Here is a 19,630-nt window from a genome sequence, read left to right as displayed (position 1 = left end):
TGGATTGGGCTTTATCAGTAAACCATTTTCCTGCTTTCCATTTCAATCTATGCTTGCAGCATAGGATTTTCATTACAATCAGGGCTAGTTTGCTGTCCATTTTTTTGTTTGTGTCTGTTTTTTCTCAGGCGCAATCCGACATCAATACTTTCTTAAAACCTTCTGACACGCTCAATAAACCAAGAAGAACTGGTGTTTATGTAGGAGAATCTGTTTTTTTGGGAGCTACTTTAATTGGTTTAAACCAACTTTGGTACAAAGATTATCCAAAATCAAATTTTCATTTCATCAATGATAACAATCAATGGCTGCAAATGGATAAGTTAGGACATATGTATTCTGCTTATCATTTAGGTAGCGTTGGTGCTGATATGTTGTATTGGAGTGGCGCTTCTAAAAAAGAACAACTAATTTATGGTGCTACTCTAGGATTAGGATTTTTAACTGTAGTTGAAGTATTTGATGGATTTTCTCAAGAATGGGGCGCTTCAACAGGAGATGTTATAGCGAATATTTCAGGAACCGCTCTTTATGTATCACAAGAGTTACTTTGGGAAGAACAACGCATTATACCAAAATTTTCATTTCATCAAACTAGTTTTGCTTCGCAACGGCCAGAAACCCTTGGAGTCTCTTTTAATGAACAACTTTTAAAAGATTATAATGGTCAAACCTATTGGTTGTCTTTTAATATTCATTCTTTTACAAAAGACAACTTTATTCCTAAATGGTTAAATGTTGCTATTGGTCATGGAGCGGAAGGTATGTTATATGGCAAAAATAAAGAAGCGGTTGAAAATGGAATAATTCAAAACCCATATCGTCAGTTTTATCTTAGTTTGGATGTAGATTTGACGAAAATTAGTACAAAATCAAATTTTTTGAAGACACTTTTTTCTATTTTTAATACCATAAAAATTCCGGCTCCAACTTTGCAATATGATGATTTTAACGGAGTTAAAGCGCACTTTATCTACTTTTAGAAAAGATTAACACGCTGTAAATCAATATTATAATTTTTTTTGTATATTTGCACCGGTAATTTCAGATGGGGTGACAGACGCTGAGAAATAACAATTCATGATAAAAAAAAGGTCGTATTTTATAGGATTGACACTCCTAGTATTAGTTGTATCTTCAGGTTTTATAACCTTTAAAGAAGAAAAATTGGAAGGGTTTCATTTAACGAACAATGAGGTTATTAAATATCATGTTCCAAATGAAAACGAAAACGAAAACGAAGAGATTACTCCAGTTAAAGTACCACACGTTGGTAAATCATTTGCTGGTTTTGCTCAAAAAATGGCTTACAAAGAGTCAAGAGGTATTTTGCATTTAGTGAATCCATACGGATACATGGGAAAATACCAATTCGGAAGAAGTACACTACGAACTGTAGGTGTATATGATTTTCAAGAATTTTTACGTAACGCAGAATGGCAGGATAAAGCTTTTGAAGCTTTAATTGCACGTAATAAGTGGGAATTACGTAAAGAAATTGATAAATATTCAGGTAGAATTATCAACGGTGTTGAAATTACAGAATCGGGTTTAGTGGCAGCAGCACATTTAGGTGGAGCAAGTTCAGTAAAAAAATATTTGCGAAGTAACGGAAGAAATGGTTTTAAAGATGGTTTTGGAACTTCATTGTCAAGCTACATCAGAAAATTTTCAAACTACGATATTTCACACATTAAACCAGATGTAAATGCTAAAGTAGTTTTAGAATAATTTACATTTTGTGAATAATAAAAATACAAGGTCGATTATGTAAATCGGCCTTTTCTTTTTTCCATTGGTTAGCCGTTTTAGTTTTTATAAATTCTGTAGGTAAAGTAATATCACAAGCCACACACAAATACGTATTTGGTTGTAAAATTTGCAACAAATCTTCCATTAATTTATTATTACGATACGGAGTTTCAATAAACAATTGCGATTGATTTTTATCTTGCGATATACGTTCGAAATTTTTCAATGCTTGTTTTTTATCGTTTTTATCAATAGGTAAGTAGCCATTAAAAGCAAAACTCTGGCCATTCATTCCACTTGCCATTAAAGCTAATAAAATAGAACTTGGGCCAACTAACGGTACTACTTGTATTCCTTTTTCATGCGCTAACTTCACAATCACAGCCCCAGGATCGGCAATTCCAGGGCAACCCGATTCGCTCATTAAGCCAATGTTTGCTCCGTTTAATAAAGGTTGAATAAATTCGTTATGCTCTGTAATTTCTGTATGCTTATTTAATACCGAAATTTTTAATTCAGGTTGTTTCTTTTCTGGATGAATACTTTTTATAAACTTACGAGCCGTTTTTTCGTTTTCTACAATGTAATAATCAATAAAATCAATTGCTCTTTTAATGGTTTGTGGTAAAACATCTTCAGGAACCACCGTAGTTTCACCAGGATTAGATAATGTAATGGGAATTAAATAGAGTTTGCCTAAAGTATTCGATTTCATGATATTATCTCTTAAGTTTTCTTGCAATTTCTTCACAAGCTTTGTCTAACATGTTGTAAACGTTTTCAAAACCATCTTGACCGCCATAATACGGGTCGGGAACATCAACGTTTTCACCAGGAAAAATTTCGTTTAAAATAAGTTTGACTTTCGATTTTGCTTCTTCATTGGGTGCTAACGCCATAACATCTTTGTAATTGGAATTATCCATTACAAAAATATGGTCAAAAGTATCAAAATCACTTTTTTTAAATTGTCGAGCTCTTTGGTTGGTAATATCTAGGCCTTTGCTTTTTGCTGTGGCAACAGAACGTTTGTCAGGTAATTCACCAGCATGCCAGCCGCCTGTTCCTGCAGAATCCACTATAAAATCTTCAGAAAGTTTAGAATGCATAATGCCTTCTGCCAAAGGAGAACGGCAAATATTTCCTAAGCAAACCATTAAGATTTTAGTAGCCATTATTTATAGCGATAATTTCTTGTTGATATCGTCAACGAATTTTCGGAATTGTTTGTCTGTAGTAACTAAATTGTCAACTGTTTTACAAGCATGAAGAACCGTTGCATGGTCTCTATCTCCAATTTGTGATCCAATATTTGCCAAAGAAGCTTTTGTGAATTTCTTTGCAAAAAACATAGCTAACTGTCTTGCTTGAACTACATGACGTTTTCTGGTTTTGGATTGAAGAGTTTCAACATCCAATTGAAAATAATCAGAAACAATTTTTTGAATGTAATCAATTGAAATTTCACGTTTTACATTCTTAACGAATTTTTCAACTACTTGTTTTGCTAATTCAAGGTTTACTTCACGTTTGTTAAATGAAGATTGTGCAATTAAAGAAATAATAGCACCTTCTAATTCGCGAACGTTTGATTTGATGTTTTTAGCAACATATTCTACGATTTCGTCAGGAATTTCAACACCATCTCTAAATAAAATATTTTTTAAGATAGAAATTCGAGTTTCGTAATCGGGTTGGTGTAATTCGGCAGATAATCCCCATTTGAATCTAGATAATAAGCGTTGCTCAATATCTTGCATGTCAACCGGAGCTTTATCGGAAGTTAAAATTACTTGTTTTCCATTTTGGTGTAAATGGTTAAAGATGTGAAAAAATACATCTTGTGTTCCTGATTTACCTGATAAGAATTGTACGTCGTCAATAATCAAAACATCAATTAATTGATAAAAATGAATAAAATCGTTACGAGTATTTTTCTTAACAGAATCGATATATTGTTGTGTGAATATTTCAGCCGAAATATACAACACGGTTTTTTCTGGATATTTATCTTTAATTTCAACACCAATAGCATGCGCTAAATGCGTTTTCCCTAAACCAACACCACCAAAAATTAACAATGGATTAAATGAAGTTCCGCCAGGTTTATTAGCAACAGCCATACCAGCACTTCTTGCTAAACGGTTTGAATCTCCTTCAAGAAAATTATCAAAACTATAATTAGCATTTAATTGCGATTCGATTTTTAAATTACGAATTCCTGGAATAACAAACGGATTTTTTAATTCTGGATTTTTGTTAACAATTGGCACATCGACTTCCTGAGGTTTTACCGCTGTTCTGTTGTAACTTGGAATTTGCTCAGTAAATGGAAGTTTATTGCCATAAGTGTTTTCCATCTTAATTTTATACAATAACTTTGCGCCCGGACCTAACTCTTTTGTTAGGGCTACTTTTAATAATTTTACATAGTGTTCTTCTAACCATTCGTAGAAAAATTTACTAGGTACTTGAATAGATAACGCGTTATCGTTAAGCTCAACTGACTGTATAGGTTCAAACCAAGTCTTGAATGCTTGGTCTTGAATATTGTCTTTTATAAAAGACAGACAGTTGTTCCATACCGATTGCGCAGTTTTTGTCATAAATTCAATTAATTATTATTTGTTTATTAGTGTTTTGTATAGTTTACAAAAGCGAACAGAACGAATATTCTGTTCTTGTTTTTCGGGATAGCAAATATGTGAACAAATTTCTTTAAAAAAAATTTTTTTGCTATTGATTTTTCGAAAAAAAAATTGTAAGCCTTGTAGGTAATTTTTTAAGATTAATTTAATGTTAGTTTAATATGAAAGAATATCAGTTTCAAGTTCGTGTGCGTTATGCCGAAACAGATCAAATGGGAGTTGTTTATCATGGTAATTATGCCCAATATTTTGAGATGGGACGCGTGGAATGGCTAAGGAATATGGGGGTTTCTTACAAATGGATGGAAGAAAACGGCGTAATGTTGCCTGTAGTAACTTTAACCATGAATTATAAAAAGCCTGCTCGGTATGATGACTTGCTAACCGTTAAAACAATTTTTAAAAGTCAGACTTCTGTGAAGATAGAATTTGACTACGTAATATACAATGAAGCAAATGAGTTGTTAACAACGGGTTATTCTATGTTGGTGTTTGTAGACATGAAAACAGGACGTCCAATGTTGCCTCCAAGTTATGTTTCGGAGAAGATAAATGCGTTATAAAATTTTAAATTTCGGTTAATTTAATTTCGTACAAACTTTCAAAAGTGTCCAAAAGATTTTGGACATTTTTTTTTCGAATTGCGATTTCAATTTCACAATCCATTTCCATTTTTTGAGAAATTATTTGTAAATTTTTTTCTTTAATGATTCGCATTACTTTATTCATGTTTGCATAACCAAAAGAAATAACGAAATGTTTGTTAATTGTTTTTTCAATAATAACTGCATTTTCTAATGCCATTTGGGCGGCGGTTTTATAAGCAGAGATTAATCCGCCAACGCCCAGTTTTACGCCTCCAAAATAACGCACTACTACAATTAGTATGTTTGTAACTTCAAACGACTGAATTTGTCCATAAATTGGCATTCCGGCACTATTATTTGGTTCGCCATCATCATTAGCGCGATATTGTATTTTTTCGGCACCAATTTGATACGCATAACACCAATGTCTGGCTGAAAAATGTACTTTTCTAAGTTGCTCTATAATTTCTTTAATTTCCTCTTCTGTTGTTACAGGATATGCATATCCAAAAAATTTACTGTTTTTTTCTTTGAATAGCACTTCTTCTGACGGAAGATTTATGGTTTTATAGGTATCGTTATCTGAAAGCTCCATTTTAATAAGTAACTAAATAAAGTGCAAATAAAGCCAATACAATCCCAAAAGCATTTCGAATTGAAATTTTTTCTTTAAAAAAAAGAATTCCCACAAAGGTTGAAACAATAACAATTGAAATATTGTGAATCGTAAATAATGTGGCACTTTGAAAAGCTTTTGCTTCTAACATTTTTACTAAAAAATATAAAGAAAAGTAATTTGGAATTCCTAAAATAATTCCGCCTAAAATATTTCTGCCATTCAGTTTAAATTGACCTTTAATTGCTTGAATGGTTAAAATTAAGAGACCAACACTAAAAGCACATAAAAATGTTATGGATGAAAATAAACCAATTTCATTTGATGCAACATGATGTGTTTGAAGGTATTTTAAACTTGAATCAATAGTTCCGGCTCCAAAAAAAACTAAAATAGGATATATTAAATTACTTATTTTTTGTATTTCGCCTGTTTCTTTTTTTGAAGTGAAATAAACTGCAATTAATGCTAAAATAATTCCAATAACTTTAATAATTCCAAGAGTTTCATTATACAAAAGAACACCAAGGCTAATAGGAATTATAACCGACATTTTTGAAGCTACTGATGCTACAGATAATCCGTTTATTTGAGATGTTAATGTGGTAGCATAAAAAGTGCCAATAAAAACTAATCCTAATAAAACACTTCCATAAAACCAATTACTTTCAATGACTGATTGTGGATTTATTTGTTGGTCTAAAAAAAACAACCCAACTCCAAAAGCTACTATATAATTAATAACTAATGCGGGTAATGCGTCGATGTTAAATTTTGCAAAAAGTTTTATAATTACAAAAAGTAAAGCATTAAAAATGATGCTTAATAATAAATAGATCACTTAGCTGTTATATTATTTTTTTATCAAAAAGTTCAATTACATCTTCTTTGCCTACTTGTAGATTCCAAACTTGTAATCCAAGTTGTTCTGCAATATCTGTGTTTTCTTTTTTATCATCAACAAATAAAGTCTTTTTGGGATTTAAATTATGATTATGAATTACATATTTGTATGCGTCCTCGTTGGGTTTTCTCATCCCAATTTCATATGAAAAATATACTTTTTCAAAGCAACTGTAAAAATCGCGTGCAAAAGTTTGACCTTCTTTGTGTTCAAATTTTTCAATATGAGTGTAATCGGTATTGCTTAAAAGAAATAAACGATACTTTGATGCAATCATTTGTAAAAATTCTAAACGATACAAAGGAAAATCGCCTATAATTGAGTTCCAAGCAGTTCTAATATCGATTAAATCAACATTCGGAAGGTGTTTTTGAAAACCTTGCATGAATTCTAATTCATCAATTTTTCCAATTTCGTATTTTTTATTTAATTGATCTAAGTCGTCATGCCATTCAGTTAACCCTAATTTTCTAAATTCAGTTTCAACAGCTTCTTTGTTTAAATTAAGAAATACATCGCCAAAATCAAAAATAATTGCTTCAATCATAATTGTTTGAAAATTTTAAGTTCATCATTTATTATGTCAAAACGAGCCACTGGATTTCCAGAGATTATAGGTGCAATAATACCGTTTTGAAATATTTTTTTCCCTCTAAAAACTCTAGCTTCATCCCATAAATTTGCATCTATAAATGTTTGTAAAGTTTTAGTTCCGCCTTCAATTATAATAGATTGTATGTTGTTTTTATACAAAATATCACAAATAGAACGAACAAGGTTAACATCAAAGATAGTATTTTCGTAGTTACAATTTTCTGTTGACGCGTATTTTTCACTTTCTGTTATAAAAATTGTCTTTTGTGAATTATCTTTAACATGATAGTTTTTTGATACTTTTCCTGATTTATCTAAAACAACTCGAATTGGATTATTCCCAGAAAAATCACGCGCATCTAATTTCGGATTATCTTCTAAAACGGTATTCGTTCCAACTAAAATAGCTTGTTCTTCTGTGCGCCATTTATGAACTAATTGTCTGGAATATGGATTCGTTATCCAAACAGGACTTTTTTCTTCCTTCGAAATAGGAGCAATAAAACCATCAGCGGTTTCAGCCCATTTCAGGATAATATAAGGTCTTTGTTTTTGATGAAAAGTAAAAAATCGCTTGTTGAGTTCGTTGCATTCGTCTTCTAAAATGCCAACGGTTACATTTTTACCGCTTTCAACTAGTCTTTTAATGCCGTTTCCAGCCACTTTTGCAAACGGGTCAACCGTTCCAATAACTACATTCGGAATTTCATTTGCAATAATTAAATCACAACATGGAGGTGTTTTTCCAAAATGACTACAGGGTTCTAAACTTACATAAATCGTGGCTTCTTTTAATAGCGATTTATCTTTAACCGAATTAACAGCATTGACTTCCGCATGAGGCTCGCCAGCTTTTTTATGCCAGCCTTCTCCAATAATTTTCCCATCATGTACAATCACACTTCCTACTAACGGATTTGGATAAGTAGTTCCCAAACCATTTTTGGCGAGTTCAATACAGCGTTTCATGTAAAATTCGTGCGTCGTCATAATACAAAAGTAGTATTTTTAAGATAGAATTAATAATCGATTCTACCAATTTACGTACTTTTACCCAACAATAAAAATGCTATGCTAATTAGAGAAATCCAACAAAAAGATAATGAGTCGATTGCTAAGGTAATTCGTGCTATTTTTCATGAATTAGATGCGCCAAAAGTAGGAACGGCTTATGCTGATCCAATTTTAGATACACTATATGAAGTCTATCAAGCGCCTCGTTCAGTGTATTATGTAGTGGAACACGATGGAAAAGTGGTGGGAGGCTGTGGTGTGGCGCTTTTAGAAAATGGTGATGATTCGGTATGTGAATTACAAAAAATGTATTTTGCTCCCGAAATCAGAGGAACAGGTTATGCCGAGAAAATCATTGAAAAATGTTTAGAATATGCCAAAACTCAAGGATTTGAAATCTGTTATTTAGAAACTTTATCTTTTATGACAACCGCTCAAAAACTTTACAAAAGAATTGGTTTCGAAAATATCGATGGTCCAATGGGAAACACAGGACATAATAGTTGTGAAGTTTGGATGATTAAGAAGTTGTAGTAAGATTTGAGTATTAAGTATTAAGACAAGAAGTATGAAGATTAAATTTTTGTTTTTTTTATTAATTTCAGTGGTTGGTTTTTCTCAAAATAAGAAAATTAACGAAGAATATGATTACATCAATAATTACTATCAGTTTGTATATCAAGCGCGATATGAATATTTGAATAAAAATTATCAAAAAGCCTATGATTTATTAAAAATAGCTGAAAAGAATTGCCCGTTATTGAATCAAATGGGAATTTATGAACCCACAATTTTGGCTGCGTGTGCAGTTAAATTGGGTAAACAAAAAGAAGCTTTAAATTACATTGAATTTACATTAAAAGAATTTGGAACAAAGTTCAGTTATATTGAAAACGATTCTGTTTTTCATGAATTAAAGACTTACAAGCGATGGAAGAAAATTAAAAATAACGCTGAAAAATATTTTAAAAATTACTCAAATAAAGTTGATTTTCAATTACGAAAAGAATTGAATTTTATGTCCATAGAAGATCAAAGAGTAAGGGTCGATGGTTTTGATGCAGAAGGAGCGAAAATAGTTGATAGTGTCAATAATGAGAAGTTGAAAAAAATAGTAGCGAATTGTGATTGTTATCCAAATTACTCTATAAATTTAGTTGGTAATTATGATGTAGACGAATTCGACCCAGAAATTTCTGTTTTAGTTATGCATATTAATAGTGAAAGAGCGGAATATTGGAAACCTATTTTTTTAGATTTAATTAGAAGGGGTAGGGCTCCTGCAAGTATTTATGGCGATTTAATTGATAGTAACTTAAGAATTAATGGTGTTTTTGATTATGGAATATATCAAAATGTTGGGCCTGATCGCATAAATGATTATGAAAATTTAGATAAGAGAAGAATTGCCGTTGGTTTACCAACAAGGGCTTATCAAGATTTTGTTTATGAATATTGGCAAAGAGAATACAGGAAATACAAGAAGCAAAATGGTAATTAAAGAGCTAAAAACCCACTTTTTCAATTCACTGAAAAGCATACAAGACGAGCGAGAAATTGAAAGTTTCTTTTTCATCTTAACCGAATATTTGCACAACTTAAAGCGAGTAGATGTCGCTTTGAATCCGAATTTTGAGCTTTCAGAAGATGATGTTAAAAGGTGGAATGCTATTTTATCTGAATTACAACAAGAAAAACCCATTCAATATATCACAGGTGAAGCTTGGTTTTACGGTTTGCAATTTGAAGTCAATGAAAACACTTTAATTCCAAGACCAGAAACAGAAGAATTGGTAGAATGGATTTTAAATTCACCCATTACCCATTACCCAACACCCATCACCATTTTAGATATCGGAACGGGAACGGGTTGTATTCCAATTTCATTAAAAGCGAATTTACCACAAGCCAATGTTTCTGCTATTGATGTTTCTGTAAAAGCGTTAGCAGTAGCTAAAAGAAATGCTCAATCCAATAAGGTTGAAGTCAATTTCATTGAAGCTAATATATTAGAAGTTGAAGACTTATTTAAGCTGCCATCAGCCATCAGCCATAATCCATCTTCCTACAATATTATCGTTTCCAATCCGCCATACGTTCGCAATTTAGAAAAGCAAGAAATCAAAAAGAATGTATTGGACTTTGAACCGCATTTAGCACTATTTGTAGAAGATACCGATGCGTTACTTTTTTACAGAAAAATTGCGCAATTGGCTTTAAAAAACCTATCACCAAACGGATTGTTATTCTTTGAAATTAATCAGTATTTAGGAAAAGAAACCGTTGAATTATTAAAAAATCTAGGTTTCAAAAACATCGATTTGAAGAAGGATATCTATGGTAACGATCGAATGATTAAGTGTAAAAAGTAAAAAGTAAAAAGTAAAAAGTAAAAAGTAAAAAGTAAAAAGTAAAAAGTAATTTTGCACTAATCACTAATCACTAATCACTAATCACTAATCACTAATCACTAATCACTAATCACTAATCACTAATCACTAATCACTAATTACTCATATCGCAACGCTTCCACAGGGTCTAATTTAGCAGCCTTTAAAGCCGGAATTAATCCTGAAAGAATAGTTACGGCAAATGTTACTACAAAAGCCCAAATAATTGCCATCCAAGGAATTGCAAACGAAAAGCCAATTGCAGTAGCAATTGCATATCCAATTAATATTCCTAAAATTATTCCAACAATTCCACCTATTTGTCCAATAATTAATGTTTCAGTAAAAAACTGCCAAGCAATGGTGCTTCTTTTCGCACCAAGAGATTTTCTTATTCCAATTTCTCTAGTTCTTTCAGATACTGAAACTAACATTATATTCATCAAAGCAATAGAAGAACCAAAAATGGTGATAATTCCAATAACCCATGCCGAAATTCCAAGAACAGCAGTGTTTGAAAGTAAGGTTTGGATTAAATCATCACTTCGTTCAATTCCGAAATTATCTTTTGAAACCGGACTTAGTTTTCGAACTCTTCGCATGGTAATAATGGCATCATCAACCGCTTCATCAAGTAATGCTTCGTTATTTACCATGACATCTAAATCATAATTAATATTAGGAGCAGAAAATAATGAGCGTGCAACTTGAATAGGAATCATTACGCGTAAATCTTGACTGTTTCCAAACGTAGATCCTTTTTCTTTTAAAACGCCAATAACTTTAAATTTAGCACCACGAATAGATATTATTTTATCTATAGGATTAATGTTTTCAAATAAACCTTTTTCAAAATCAGAACCTAAAACACATACATAATTATTGTTAGATATATCAAATGAATTGAAGTTTCTGCCTTTCACCACTTCTAATCCTTTGTTTGGACAAAAATTCTCATCAATTCCTACAATAGAAATTTCTGGATCGGTTTTCTTTTCGCCATATTTTACTTCAATTGCAGAACCTGCTGTAAAAGATAAGGATGTATTTGTAAAAGGAAAATTATATTTGTCCTGAAAAGCCTTTGCTTCTGGATAACTAATAATAGGATTTACACGTTGTTCTGCATCATTCTGATTAATTTCGGAAGAAAAATCATATCTACTAATTGAAAAAGTATTGGCTCCCATTGAAGCAAAATCTTTTAAAATAGTGTTTTCTAAAGCAGAAACTACGGTTAGAATTCCAACTAAAGCGGTAATTCCAATAGCAATAATCATTACAGTTAATGAAGTACGTAAAGCCTGACCTTTAATAGAATCAAGCGCAATTTTTGTATTTTCTTTAAATAATCCTACCATAACTATAAGACTAAAAAATCTTTTTTTTGTTACAGTTTAAAGTGAGAATTTTGTCAGTTCGAGCGAAGTCGAGAACTTTTTAATGAATGAATCTCGACTCCGCTCGAATTGACAATAATAAAACAGCACTTCAATTTTTGAAATGTTTGATTTGATTTTTTAAACTCCACAATATATCCGATATTTGCACTTCAAAATAATTAAAATTGTCTGATTGACATATTTTCAAATTGACACATTATAAAGATGGCTCAAAAACCAAGCATACCTAAAGGAACTCGAGATTTTTCGCCTGCAGAAGTAGCGAAACGTAATTATATTTTTAGTACAATAAAAACCAATTTTGAGAAATTTGGTTTTCAACCGATTGAAACACCTTCGTTTGAAAATTCAGAAACTTTAATGGGGAAATATGGCGAAGAAGGCGATCGATTGATTTTTAAGATTTTGAATTCGGGTAATTATTTTTTCAATAAAAATAAAATTGAAATTCCAGATTCAATTGACGATTTACAAGTAAAATCAGCAGAAGATATTTCTAAAGAAGAACTAATTCAATTAAATCAGTTTACATCTAAAATTTCTGAAAAAGCCCTTCGTTACGATTTAACCGTTCCATTTGCGCGTTACGTAGTACAACACCAAAATGAAATTGAGTTTCCGTTCAAACGTTACCAAATTCAACCTGTTTGGCGTGCCGATAGACCTCAAAAAGGACGTTTTAGAGAGTTTTATCAGTGTGATGCCGATGTGGTGGGTTCGAATTCGCTTTGGCAAGAAGTAGAGTTGGTGCAATTATATGACTCGGTTTTTTCGCAATTAGGATTAAACGGAGTGACTATAAAAATTAACAACCGTAAAATATTATCTGGAATTGCTGAGGTAATTGGTGCTTCGGATAAATTAATTGATTTTACGGTAGCTTTAGATAAATTAGACAAAATAGGTGAGGATGGCGTGAAGAAAGAAATGTTAGAAAAAGGTATTTCGGAAACCGCTATCGAAAAAGTACAGCCTTTATTTAATTTCACAGGAACTATTTCAGAAAAAATACAAAAATTAGCTGTTTTATTAGCAAATTCTGAAGAAGGAATGAAAGGGGTTAATGAGTTACAATTTATTTGTGATAATGTTTCGACTTTAGGTTTACAAACCGCTTTCTTAGATTTAGATGTTACGTTAGCTCGTGGTTTAAATTACTACACTGGTGCTATTTTTGAAGTTGCTGCGCCAAAAGGAGTGGCAATGGGTTCCATTGGTGGTGGTGGTCGCTATGATGATTTAACCGGAATCTTTGGATTGAAAAACATGAGTGGTGTTGGAATTTCATTTGGTTTAGACCGAATTGCTTTAGTAATTGAAGAACTTGGATTATTTCCAGAAGCTGTTTTAGCGACATCAAAAGCGTTGTTTTTAAACTTTGGAGATAAAGAAGCTTTGTACGCAATGCAAGCAATTGGAAAATTGCGTCAAGCCGGAATAAAAGTAGAATTATATCCTGATAATGCAAAAATTGGAAAACAATTTCAACATGCCGATAAACGCGGAATTCCTTTCACAGTTTTAGTAGGTGAGGAGGAAATACTTAACAATCAGTATGCTATTAAAAATTTAGCATCAGGTGAGCAGCAAAAAGTAGATTTTGCAACATTAGTTACGTTATTGCAATAAAATTAAGTCGAACTTTGCTAAACACAAACTTGTTACACTGAAAAGTGTCTTTTTTTACACAGAGTTACACAGAGTTTTTTTTATTTTGATTGTGTTGACTAGAGATACACTGAGCGTTTCACTTAAGTGAGTTTGAATTTGTTTTTGATTTTTGAACTTGATTTTGATTTTTGCCCTTGAACTTGTAATTGATTTTTGATATGAATGTAGACGACGAAGCAAAAAAAGTAATTTGGTCACTTCAAAACAATAAACGTTCTGAAGCTGAACGAAATGTTTTTGAGCCAACAGGAAAAAAGCCAATGAATAAAAATGTGGTTTATATTTTTTCGGCTATCGGAATTACACTTTTAATGAGTTTTGCGTTGTCTCAGTTTTCTAAAGAAGCTACTTATTTTTGTTTTTTAATTGAAAATTTTTGTTTTAATTCTGAAGAAAATCCAATAGTGTATGCGTTTTATGTTTTTATGAATCTATGGATTTTAATCTTAGGAATTGGAATTGCCTATTTGATTGGTAAGAGGTTGGGTGATCGCTTTAAAATTTAATTTTCCGATAAATGTCATCAGAATTTTTTTTAGACGATTTACAAATTACTAAAAAGTTACTTTATATTAAATGTGGTTTTCAATTGCAAAACATACTTCTAAGCACTGAGAGCAACAATTATAGTGCTTGTACTTTTGAATTAAATAATAAAAGAATTGAATTTCGTGTTGCTAACATTACTCCTGCAAAAATTGGACAGTTTGTTGCTGTTTGGAAAAGAGATTATAATGGGATAACAGTTCCTTTTGATGTTGCTGATTCTTTAGATTTTATGATTATTTCAGTACGAGATTCAGAAAATTTCGGTCAATTTGTCTTTCCAAAACCAGTATTAGTTTCGAAAGGAATTATATCTTTAAATGGAAAAGGTGGAAAGCGTGGATTTAGAGTTTATGCTCCTTGGGATAAGCCATTAAACAAAACAGCTAAGCATACACAAGAATGGCAAACTAATTACTTTATTCATATTAAAGAAGAAAATAGGGTAGATGTAGAATTAGCAAAACGGATACTTTTAATTTAAAAGTACCCGTTTTTTTTAGAGAGTAATTAATCTGTAGTTGTCTTCTTTTTATTATTTTACAATAATTTTTTGGCTAAAATAAAGGTTGTCAGTTGTTTTTAATTTTACAATATAAACCCCTGTTTCAATATTTTTAACAGGTATTTTTATGCTTTTTTCGGAACTATTTATTTTCCAATTACTTATTTTTTGACCTAAAAGAGAGAATAATGTAGCTTCTTCAATTTCCAAAATTTGGTTGTTTTTAATTTCTATATTATTTTCTGTCGTATTAAAAAACACAGTAGTTGGCATTGAATCAAAGTCAGTTGATGAAAGTGTTTCGTTAGTAAATCTGAGTGAGAATCTGTTGGTTATTTCTCCCGCAGGTATAGTAATACTTGCGTTTGAAGTTCTTAAGTTGTAATAAGTATTATTACTGTTATCGTGAATATAAATAGGTTGGTTAGGGTCAAAATTTTCTAATCCATCAATCATGAAATTAACCAAACCTGTTTGACTTGATTTTAGGGTTAACGGATAAGAATTATTTATGTTAAAGAATCCAACTCCCTGAATCACTAATTTGTAACTTCCTGCTTGAAAATAAATATCGTTTGGTTGAATATCTATAATTTCGGCATCATAGCCTAAATTATAGCTATCGTCTGCATGTTCGTTCATAAAACCTATTAATAGTTGTCTGTGATAATTAGTGCTCCCCGTATAGCCTAATCTTATTCTAGAAAATAAATCTGGAATAACTTCTACATCATTATTATTGTTTAAACTAAGAGATTGATTTGGTGTTCTGAACATTTCGTTTGAGTTTACATTGTCTTCTTTAACAAATTTACGTTGACTATTTTGATATATAATTTGTCCGCCATTTGTATTTCCTTTTACAAAAAAGCCTTGTGCTACTGGAATGTATCTTCCAGGAATTCTAGAACTTGAACCTAATCCGCTTATTAATGCTGGGGAAACAGGAGGAACACCGCCTACTAAATTTCTGGTAGCATAACCACCTTGATATCCTGATAGAACGTGAGTGCTATTAGAAGTATAATGTTCCCAAAAATATAGCGATCCAGTAATAGCGCTTAAGTTGTCTATAATAAATTCATCTGCATCAAGCGCTGATGCATATGGATTTCCAACTAAGTTAATATTATTAATTCCTATTTGAATTCCAGTATTATTGATTAATCCGTTATTTGGTTTTCCAGAAAAAACATAATTTTGAGCCAACACACTTGGAGGTATTACAATACCACTTCCTTTCATTGTGTACCCTTGACCAGATTTAAGTAATGTGTTTTCTGTAATTTGTTGCCAATTAGCATACTCAGATGTTAAGTTGGTGAATTTATATAACCAATATCTTGCAAGTCTCATAGGGCTTGAAGCGCCATTTACACCAGCAATCCACGTAATTGTTTGAGGCGACGCAGGATTGGTTCCATCTCGCAAAATATTTCCAACTGTAAATCCGGTGTTGTTTTCGGTACTACTTACAACAGAACTAACGGGAGAAGACCAATAGTTGTAATTATATAAGTTTCCTGTCCCTTTTTGGTCTTTTTCTATACTTCCGATACTTGCAGGATCTAAATCGCTATCATCTGTTTGTAGTAATTGCGAATACTCTTGTAAATCAATTATGCCATCTAATTTTAAATACCAATCATTTTGTATTTTGGTGTCGTTAATAACATCTATTCTAGCACTTGCGTTAACAAACATTCCTAAGTCGATATGGTTAGAATTAGATGTAATATTATGATTTACTTGAATAATTGACCAATCGTAATCATTTACATCTAAGCCACGAATTTGTTTTGAAATTGAGTGAGAAGCAGTGGCAAAATCACCCGTTTGTTCTGTAATAAATGGCATTGGCGCTTCTTGAGGAGCAATTGTTTTTACATTAAAAATTTTAGCTCCGGGAGTTGTATCAATAATTAATGTAGCATGATTGTCAATTACATCGTCTTTGTAGTTATCCATTCTATAATAGCGAATTAGATTTGGCCAAAGTAAGTTTGGAACATCTTTTGGAATAATAGCTCCTCTAACTTGGTTGCTGTTTTCTTCAATTTCTTGATACACTATTTTTTGAAATTGTGAATCAGATAAAGCGATATCAAATAATCGTACTTCATCTATTTTGCCTTTAAAGAATTGTGTATCTGAAATTGCATTTTTCCCAATAGTAAATAGTGAAGTGTCAGAAGAGATAACTCCGGAAACAGATGTACTATTTACCATTTCTCCATTAATAAACAATTTCAGTGTTTCATTTGTACCGTCATAAACCGTTCCAACATGAATCCATTGTGCTGTGTTTAAGATTTCACTACTAATTAGAGAAACTCCGTTGCCAATAACTTCAACTTGTTTAGAATTTGTTATTTTAATTTGAAATTTATTTTGACCAACAACAACTCCTTCAGAAGTAAATGCATTATTAATGTTAATCCAAGCCATTAAAGTAGCATTTTCCCAATTTATAATAATATTGTCATCTGTTGCATAGTCGTTTCTACCGTCAAAGGATAAGAATAGTTTTCTTTCTAAGTTTCTTGGAGAACCAAATACACTATTATTGGTGTCAAAAGCATCTAAAATTCCATCTCCATCACTATCGGTATTTCCATCAATGATTCCATCATTATTGGTGTCTAAATGGGCATAAAGTGTTTGTGAAATATCAAAAGTTAATCCGTTAGACATTACATCTAAATAATCTGGATTTCCATCTCCATCAGTATCTTTTACGTAATAATTAAAAGGTGCAATATTAGTTCCTTGATCATAGTTACCATAAATATTTACAGCATAATCATATATGTCTAAAATTCCATCGCCAAAGCCCTCAAGAATTCCATCTCCATTAGTATCTTTATTTCTAAACGTTTCTGTTTCAGGTCCGTCTCCGCTTCCATCTCCGTTAATATCTCCATCTCCATTTTCATAACCTACATAAGCATTTATATTTTCAGACCACGATTCATCAACATCAAATACACCATCATTATCGCTATCCAAATCTAAATAATTTGGAGCTCCATCTCCATCGAAATCAGGAACAATGTTTGATTCTGCACTATCATGCATGCCGTTTAAATTTGTGTCAACCCAACTGTGTAAATAGGCTTTTCCATCTGATAGATTTCCTAAACCAACTTCAACAACATCTGGAATTCCGTCATTATCTGAATCTAAATCAAAAACATCGGCAATATTGTCTCCATCTAAATCACATAATGTTTGAGAAATTAAAATATCGTCTAAGGCTAAATCATTACCAGTACCACCAGTTTCGTTGTTAATAAAAATTACACGAAAAGCACTTACGTTTAAATTTAAATCTGCTGTAAAATGTTGCCAATCTCCAGCTAAATTACCAGCTGTTGTTGGAGGAATATCACCGGTTTCTATAAATGTTATTAAATTATTACTCATGTCTCTAAATTCAACTCGCACGTTTGGGCGTAAACGTGTTGCAATTCCTGGCGCATCTGTTCTATCTAAGTTAATTACCCAAAAACTATAAGTAATGGGTATGTTAGGTAATGCCCCAGTAATAGTTGCAGTATAAAAAATTCCAGGTGTATAAGAAGCGTTAAATATTGCCATTCTTCCGTTGAGGTTCCCTGTATGATCTCCACCAAGATACCAATATGTTGGAGCCCATGATGCTATTTGAGCTGATTGACCTACTGTATATTTTCCATCGTTTAAGTCAGTTAAATCTTGTTTTGGGCATTCAGGGGTGTTTATTCCAACGGTTCCGTCCTCAAAACAGTAAGTGGTTAAAGCATCGTAGGTTGTATTAATTGTAGTTCTTGATCCAGCCCCAAATGTTTCGTTTAGAAATTTATAATTGATTTTATTTCCGGTTAAAGAATTGCAATTTGATTCTTCAATATCATCACGAATTCCATCATTATCATCATCAATATCTACATTGTCAAAAATACCATCACCATCACTGTCAAAAAAAGTTTGTATTCCACTACCTATAATTTCAAATAAATAAGGATTCGCATCGTCACTGTTACTTGCGATTGAAACCTGAGCTGTTTTTATTCCGGTTGTAGTTGGGTTGAATTCTATTTCAAATGTTGTTGAATTACTTACAATAATAGAACTACTAGGGTTTACAGTAACAGTAAAATCGGTACTTCCAATAATTTCTACTAAAGGACTTCCTGTTAAATTAATAGTTGTTGTTCCTGTATTTTGTATGGTAAATATTCTAGTAACTGGATCGGTGTAAATTTGAGTTTCTCCAAAATCGGTGCCATTTGCTAAAATAGCAGAGGAATTGTGCGCAACTAATAAATCGTTTAAACCTAATACATTAAAATGATTTCCAATACTATTTCCATACAGACTAACGTTATCAATAAAATAGAAGTCATTGGTGTTATTTTGTCCATTATTTTCGTCAAATCGTATTTTTACTTTTATTTGAGTATTTCCGCTAGGAACTGAAAATATATAAGGAGAACCAACTGTGTTTCCAGAACTCGCACTATGAGTAAATGAGTAAATATCTGAAGAAGTACTCGTTTTGCCATCAATAAGTTTTACAGAAGTTGCGTAAGTAACTCCATTATTATATGAAATATCTAGATATAAGTCATCTTTATCATCAGGTGAGCCGTTTGATGAAAAATAGATTTTTAAATATACATTTGTGTATAAACTTATATCAACGTTATCTAGTGTTATAAAAGGGTCATCTGGAGAAGAACTCCCAGAACCGCCCAATCTTAATGAATTAGGTGTAGAAACAAAAGTAGACGTGTTGGTTTGAATTGTACCTGTATTGAGTGTTGAGGTATAATTCCAAGTATCTTCTATAGTACTATCAAAACCTTGATAATTAATTTGTACTTGAGCATTGCCAATTGCTACATAGAAAAAAAATAAAATAGAAATAACTATTTTACGGTGCTCTAGGGTGAATTTTTTTTCCATAATAAAATGTCTTTTTTTTAAAGAAATGACATTATTAGCATCGAGAGCTT

18 protein-coding genes are annotated in these 19,630 nt (G+C 31.7%); 9 read left to right on the top strand and 9 right to left on the bottom strand.

All coding sequences use genetic code 11. The features are described from left to right. Positions 1 to 110 precede the first annotated feature (110 nt). Complete coding sequence (locus tag GFJ99_RS08850) at positions 111 to 983, top strand: DUF2279 domain-containing protein (RefSeq protein ID WP_162523958.1); 873 nt, start codon at positions 111 to 113, stop codon at positions 981 to 983. A 97-nt stretch (positions 984 to 1,080) separates the two neighbouring features. Further along, entirely contained in the window at positions 1,081 to 1,731 is a 651-nt protein-coding gene (locus tag GFJ99_RS08845) for a peptidoglycan-binding protein LysM (RefSeq protein ID WP_153208400.1), read from the top strand. A 1-nt stretch (position 1,732) separates the two neighbouring features. On the opposite strand, the gene GFJ99_RS08840 is transcribed toward GFJ99_RS08845, so the two are convergent. From GFJ99_RS08840 to dnaA, 3 genes are read right to left on the bottom strand one after another with little or no spacing between them, the layout of a single operon-like run. After that, positions 1,733 to 2,467, bottom strand: a complete 735-nt coding sequence (locus GFJ99_RS08840; protein WP_153208399.1) for an SAM-dependent methyltransferase — start codon at positions 2,465 to 2,467, stop codon at positions 1,733 to 1,735. 4 nt (positions 2,468 to 2,471) lie between these two features. Next, positions 2,472 to 2,927 (bottom strand): low molecular weight protein-tyrosine-phosphatase, encoded by a 456-nt coding sequence (locus GFJ99_RS08835; RefSeq protein WP_153208398.1) that lies wholly within the window; start codon positions 2,925 to 2,927, stop codon positions 2,472 to 2,474. 3 nt (positions 2,928 to 2,930) lie between these two features. Further along, positions 2,931 to 4,358, bottom strand: a complete 1,428-nt coding sequence (gene dnaA, locus GFJ99_RS08830; protein ID WP_153208397.1) for a chromosomal replication initiator protein DnaA — start codon at positions 4,356 to 4,358, stop codon at positions 2,931 to 2,933. A 203-nt stretch (positions 4,359 to 4,561) separates the two neighbouring features. Here dnaA and GFJ99_RS08825 point away from each other — a divergent pair, with 203 nt between their 5' ends. Then, positions 4,562 to 4,963 (top strand): thioesterase family protein, encoded by a 402-nt coding sequence (locus GFJ99_RS08825; protein WP_153208396.1) that lies wholly within the window; start codon positions 4,562 to 4,564, stop codon positions 4,961 to 4,963. A 4-nt stretch (positions 4,964 to 4,967) separates the two neighbouring features. On the opposite strand, the gene GFJ99_RS08820 is transcribed toward GFJ99_RS08825, so the two are convergent. Genes GFJ99_RS08820 through ribD form a run of 4 tightly spaced genes read right to left on the bottom strand, consistent with a single transcriptional unit; the run spans position 4,968 to position 8,091 of the window. After that, positions 4,968 to 5,582: a YigZ family protein gene (locus GFJ99_RS08820; RefSeq protein ID WP_153208395.1), complete on the bottom strand. Its 615-nt coding sequence runs from the start codon at positions 5,580 to 5,582 to the stop codon at positions 4,968 to 4,970. A gap of 1 nt (position 5,583) precedes the next feature. Next, on the bottom strand, positions 5,584 to 6,444 hold the full coding sequence (locus GFJ99_RS08815) for a DMT family transporter (protein WP_162523957.1): 861 nt from the start codon (positions 6,442 to 6,444) through the stop codon (positions 5,584 to 5,586). 7 nt (positions 6,445 to 6,451) lie between these two features. Further along, entirely contained in the window at positions 6,452 to 7,054 is a 603-nt protein-coding gene (locus tag GFJ99_RS08810) for an HAD-IA family hydrolase (RefSeq protein ID WP_153208394.1), read from the bottom strand. Further along, the gene (gene ribD / locus GFJ99_RS08805) at positions 7,051 to 8,091 is read right to left on the bottom strand and encodes a bifunctional diaminohydroxyphosphoribosylaminopyrimidine deaminase/5-amino-6-(5-phosphoribosylamino)uracil reductase RibD (protein ID WP_153208393.1); all 1,041 of its coding nucleotides are present in this window, start codon (positions 8,089 to 8,091) and stop codon (positions 7,051 to 7,053) included. Before ribD ends, GFJ99_RS08810 begins: the two co-directional genes overlap by 4 nt. A gap of 81 nt (positions 8,092 to 8,172) precedes the next feature. Here ribD and GFJ99_RS08800 point away from each other — a divergent pair, with 81 nt between their 5' ends. From GFJ99_RS08800 to prmC, 3 genes are read left to right on the top strand one after another with little or no spacing between them, the layout of a single operon-like run. Then, entirely contained in the window at positions 8,173 to 8,649 is a 477-nt protein-coding gene (locus tag GFJ99_RS08800) for a GNAT family N-acetyltransferase (protein ID WP_153208392.1), read from the top strand. 34 nt (positions 8,650 to 8,683) lie between these two features. Continuing rightward, positions 8,684 to 9,616: a hypothetical protein gene (locus GFJ99_RS08795; protein WP_153208391.1), complete on the top strand. Its 933-nt coding sequence runs from the start codon at positions 8,684 to 8,686 to the stop codon at positions 9,614 to 9,616. Continuing rightward, positions 9,606 to 10,487: a peptide chain release factor N(5)-glutamine methyltransferase gene (gene prmC, locus GFJ99_RS08790; RefSeq protein WP_153208462.1), complete on the top strand. Its 882-nt coding sequence runs from the start codon at positions 9,606 to 9,608 to the stop codon at positions 10,485 to 10,487. Before GFJ99_RS08795 ends, prmC begins: the two co-directional genes overlap by 11 nt. A gap of 137 nt (positions 10,488 to 10,624) precedes the next feature. Here the strand turns inward: prmC and GFJ99_RS08785 are convergent, their stop codons facing one another. Beyond that, complete coding sequence (locus tag GFJ99_RS08785; protein WP_153208390.1) at positions 10,625 to 11,866, bottom strand: ABC transporter permease; 1,242 nt, start codon at positions 11,864 to 11,866, stop codon at positions 10,625 to 10,627. Between the two features lie 246 nt (positions 11,867 to 12,112). Here GFJ99_RS08785 and hisS point away from each other — a divergent pair, with 246 nt between their 5' ends. The 3 genes from hisS (at position 12,113) to GFJ99_RS08770 (ending at position 14,609) form a co-directional block, all read left to right on the top strand. Next, on the top strand, positions 12,113 to 13,537 hold the full coding sequence (hisS, locus tag GFJ99_RS08780) for a histidine--tRNA ligase (RefSeq protein WP_153208389.1): 1,425 nt from the start codon (positions 12,113 to 12,115) through the stop codon (positions 13,535 to 13,537). A 200-nt stretch (positions 13,538 to 13,737) separates the two neighbouring features. Beyond that, complete coding sequence (locus GFJ99_RS08775; protein WP_153208388.1) at positions 13,738 to 14,085, top strand: hypothetical protein; 348 nt, start codon at positions 13,738 to 13,740, stop codon at positions 14,083 to 14,085. 11 nt (positions 14,086 to 14,096) lie between these two features. Continuing rightward, positions 14,097 to 14,609 (top strand): MepB family protein, encoded by a 513-nt coding sequence (locus GFJ99_RS08770; RefSeq protein WP_153208387.1) that lies wholly within the window; start codon positions 14,097 to 14,099, stop codon positions 14,607 to 14,609. Between the two features lie 51 nt (positions 14,610 to 14,660). On the opposite strand, the gene GFJ99_RS08765 is transcribed toward GFJ99_RS08770, so the two are convergent. Next, entirely contained in the window at positions 14,661 to 19,580 is a 4,920-nt protein-coding gene (locus tag GFJ99_RS08765) for a LamG-like jellyroll fold domain-containing protein (protein WP_153208386.1), read from the bottom strand. Positions 19,581 to 19,630 lie beyond the last annotated feature (50 nt).

It is taken from the genome of Flavobacterium sp. LMO6, assembly GCF_009495795.1.
GTDB lineage: Bacteria > Bacteroidota > Bacteroidia > Flavobacteriales > Flavobacteriaceae > Flavobacterium.
Note: the sequence above shows the minus strand (reverse complement) of the source record. Positions and strands in the feature narration are given on the sequence as shown.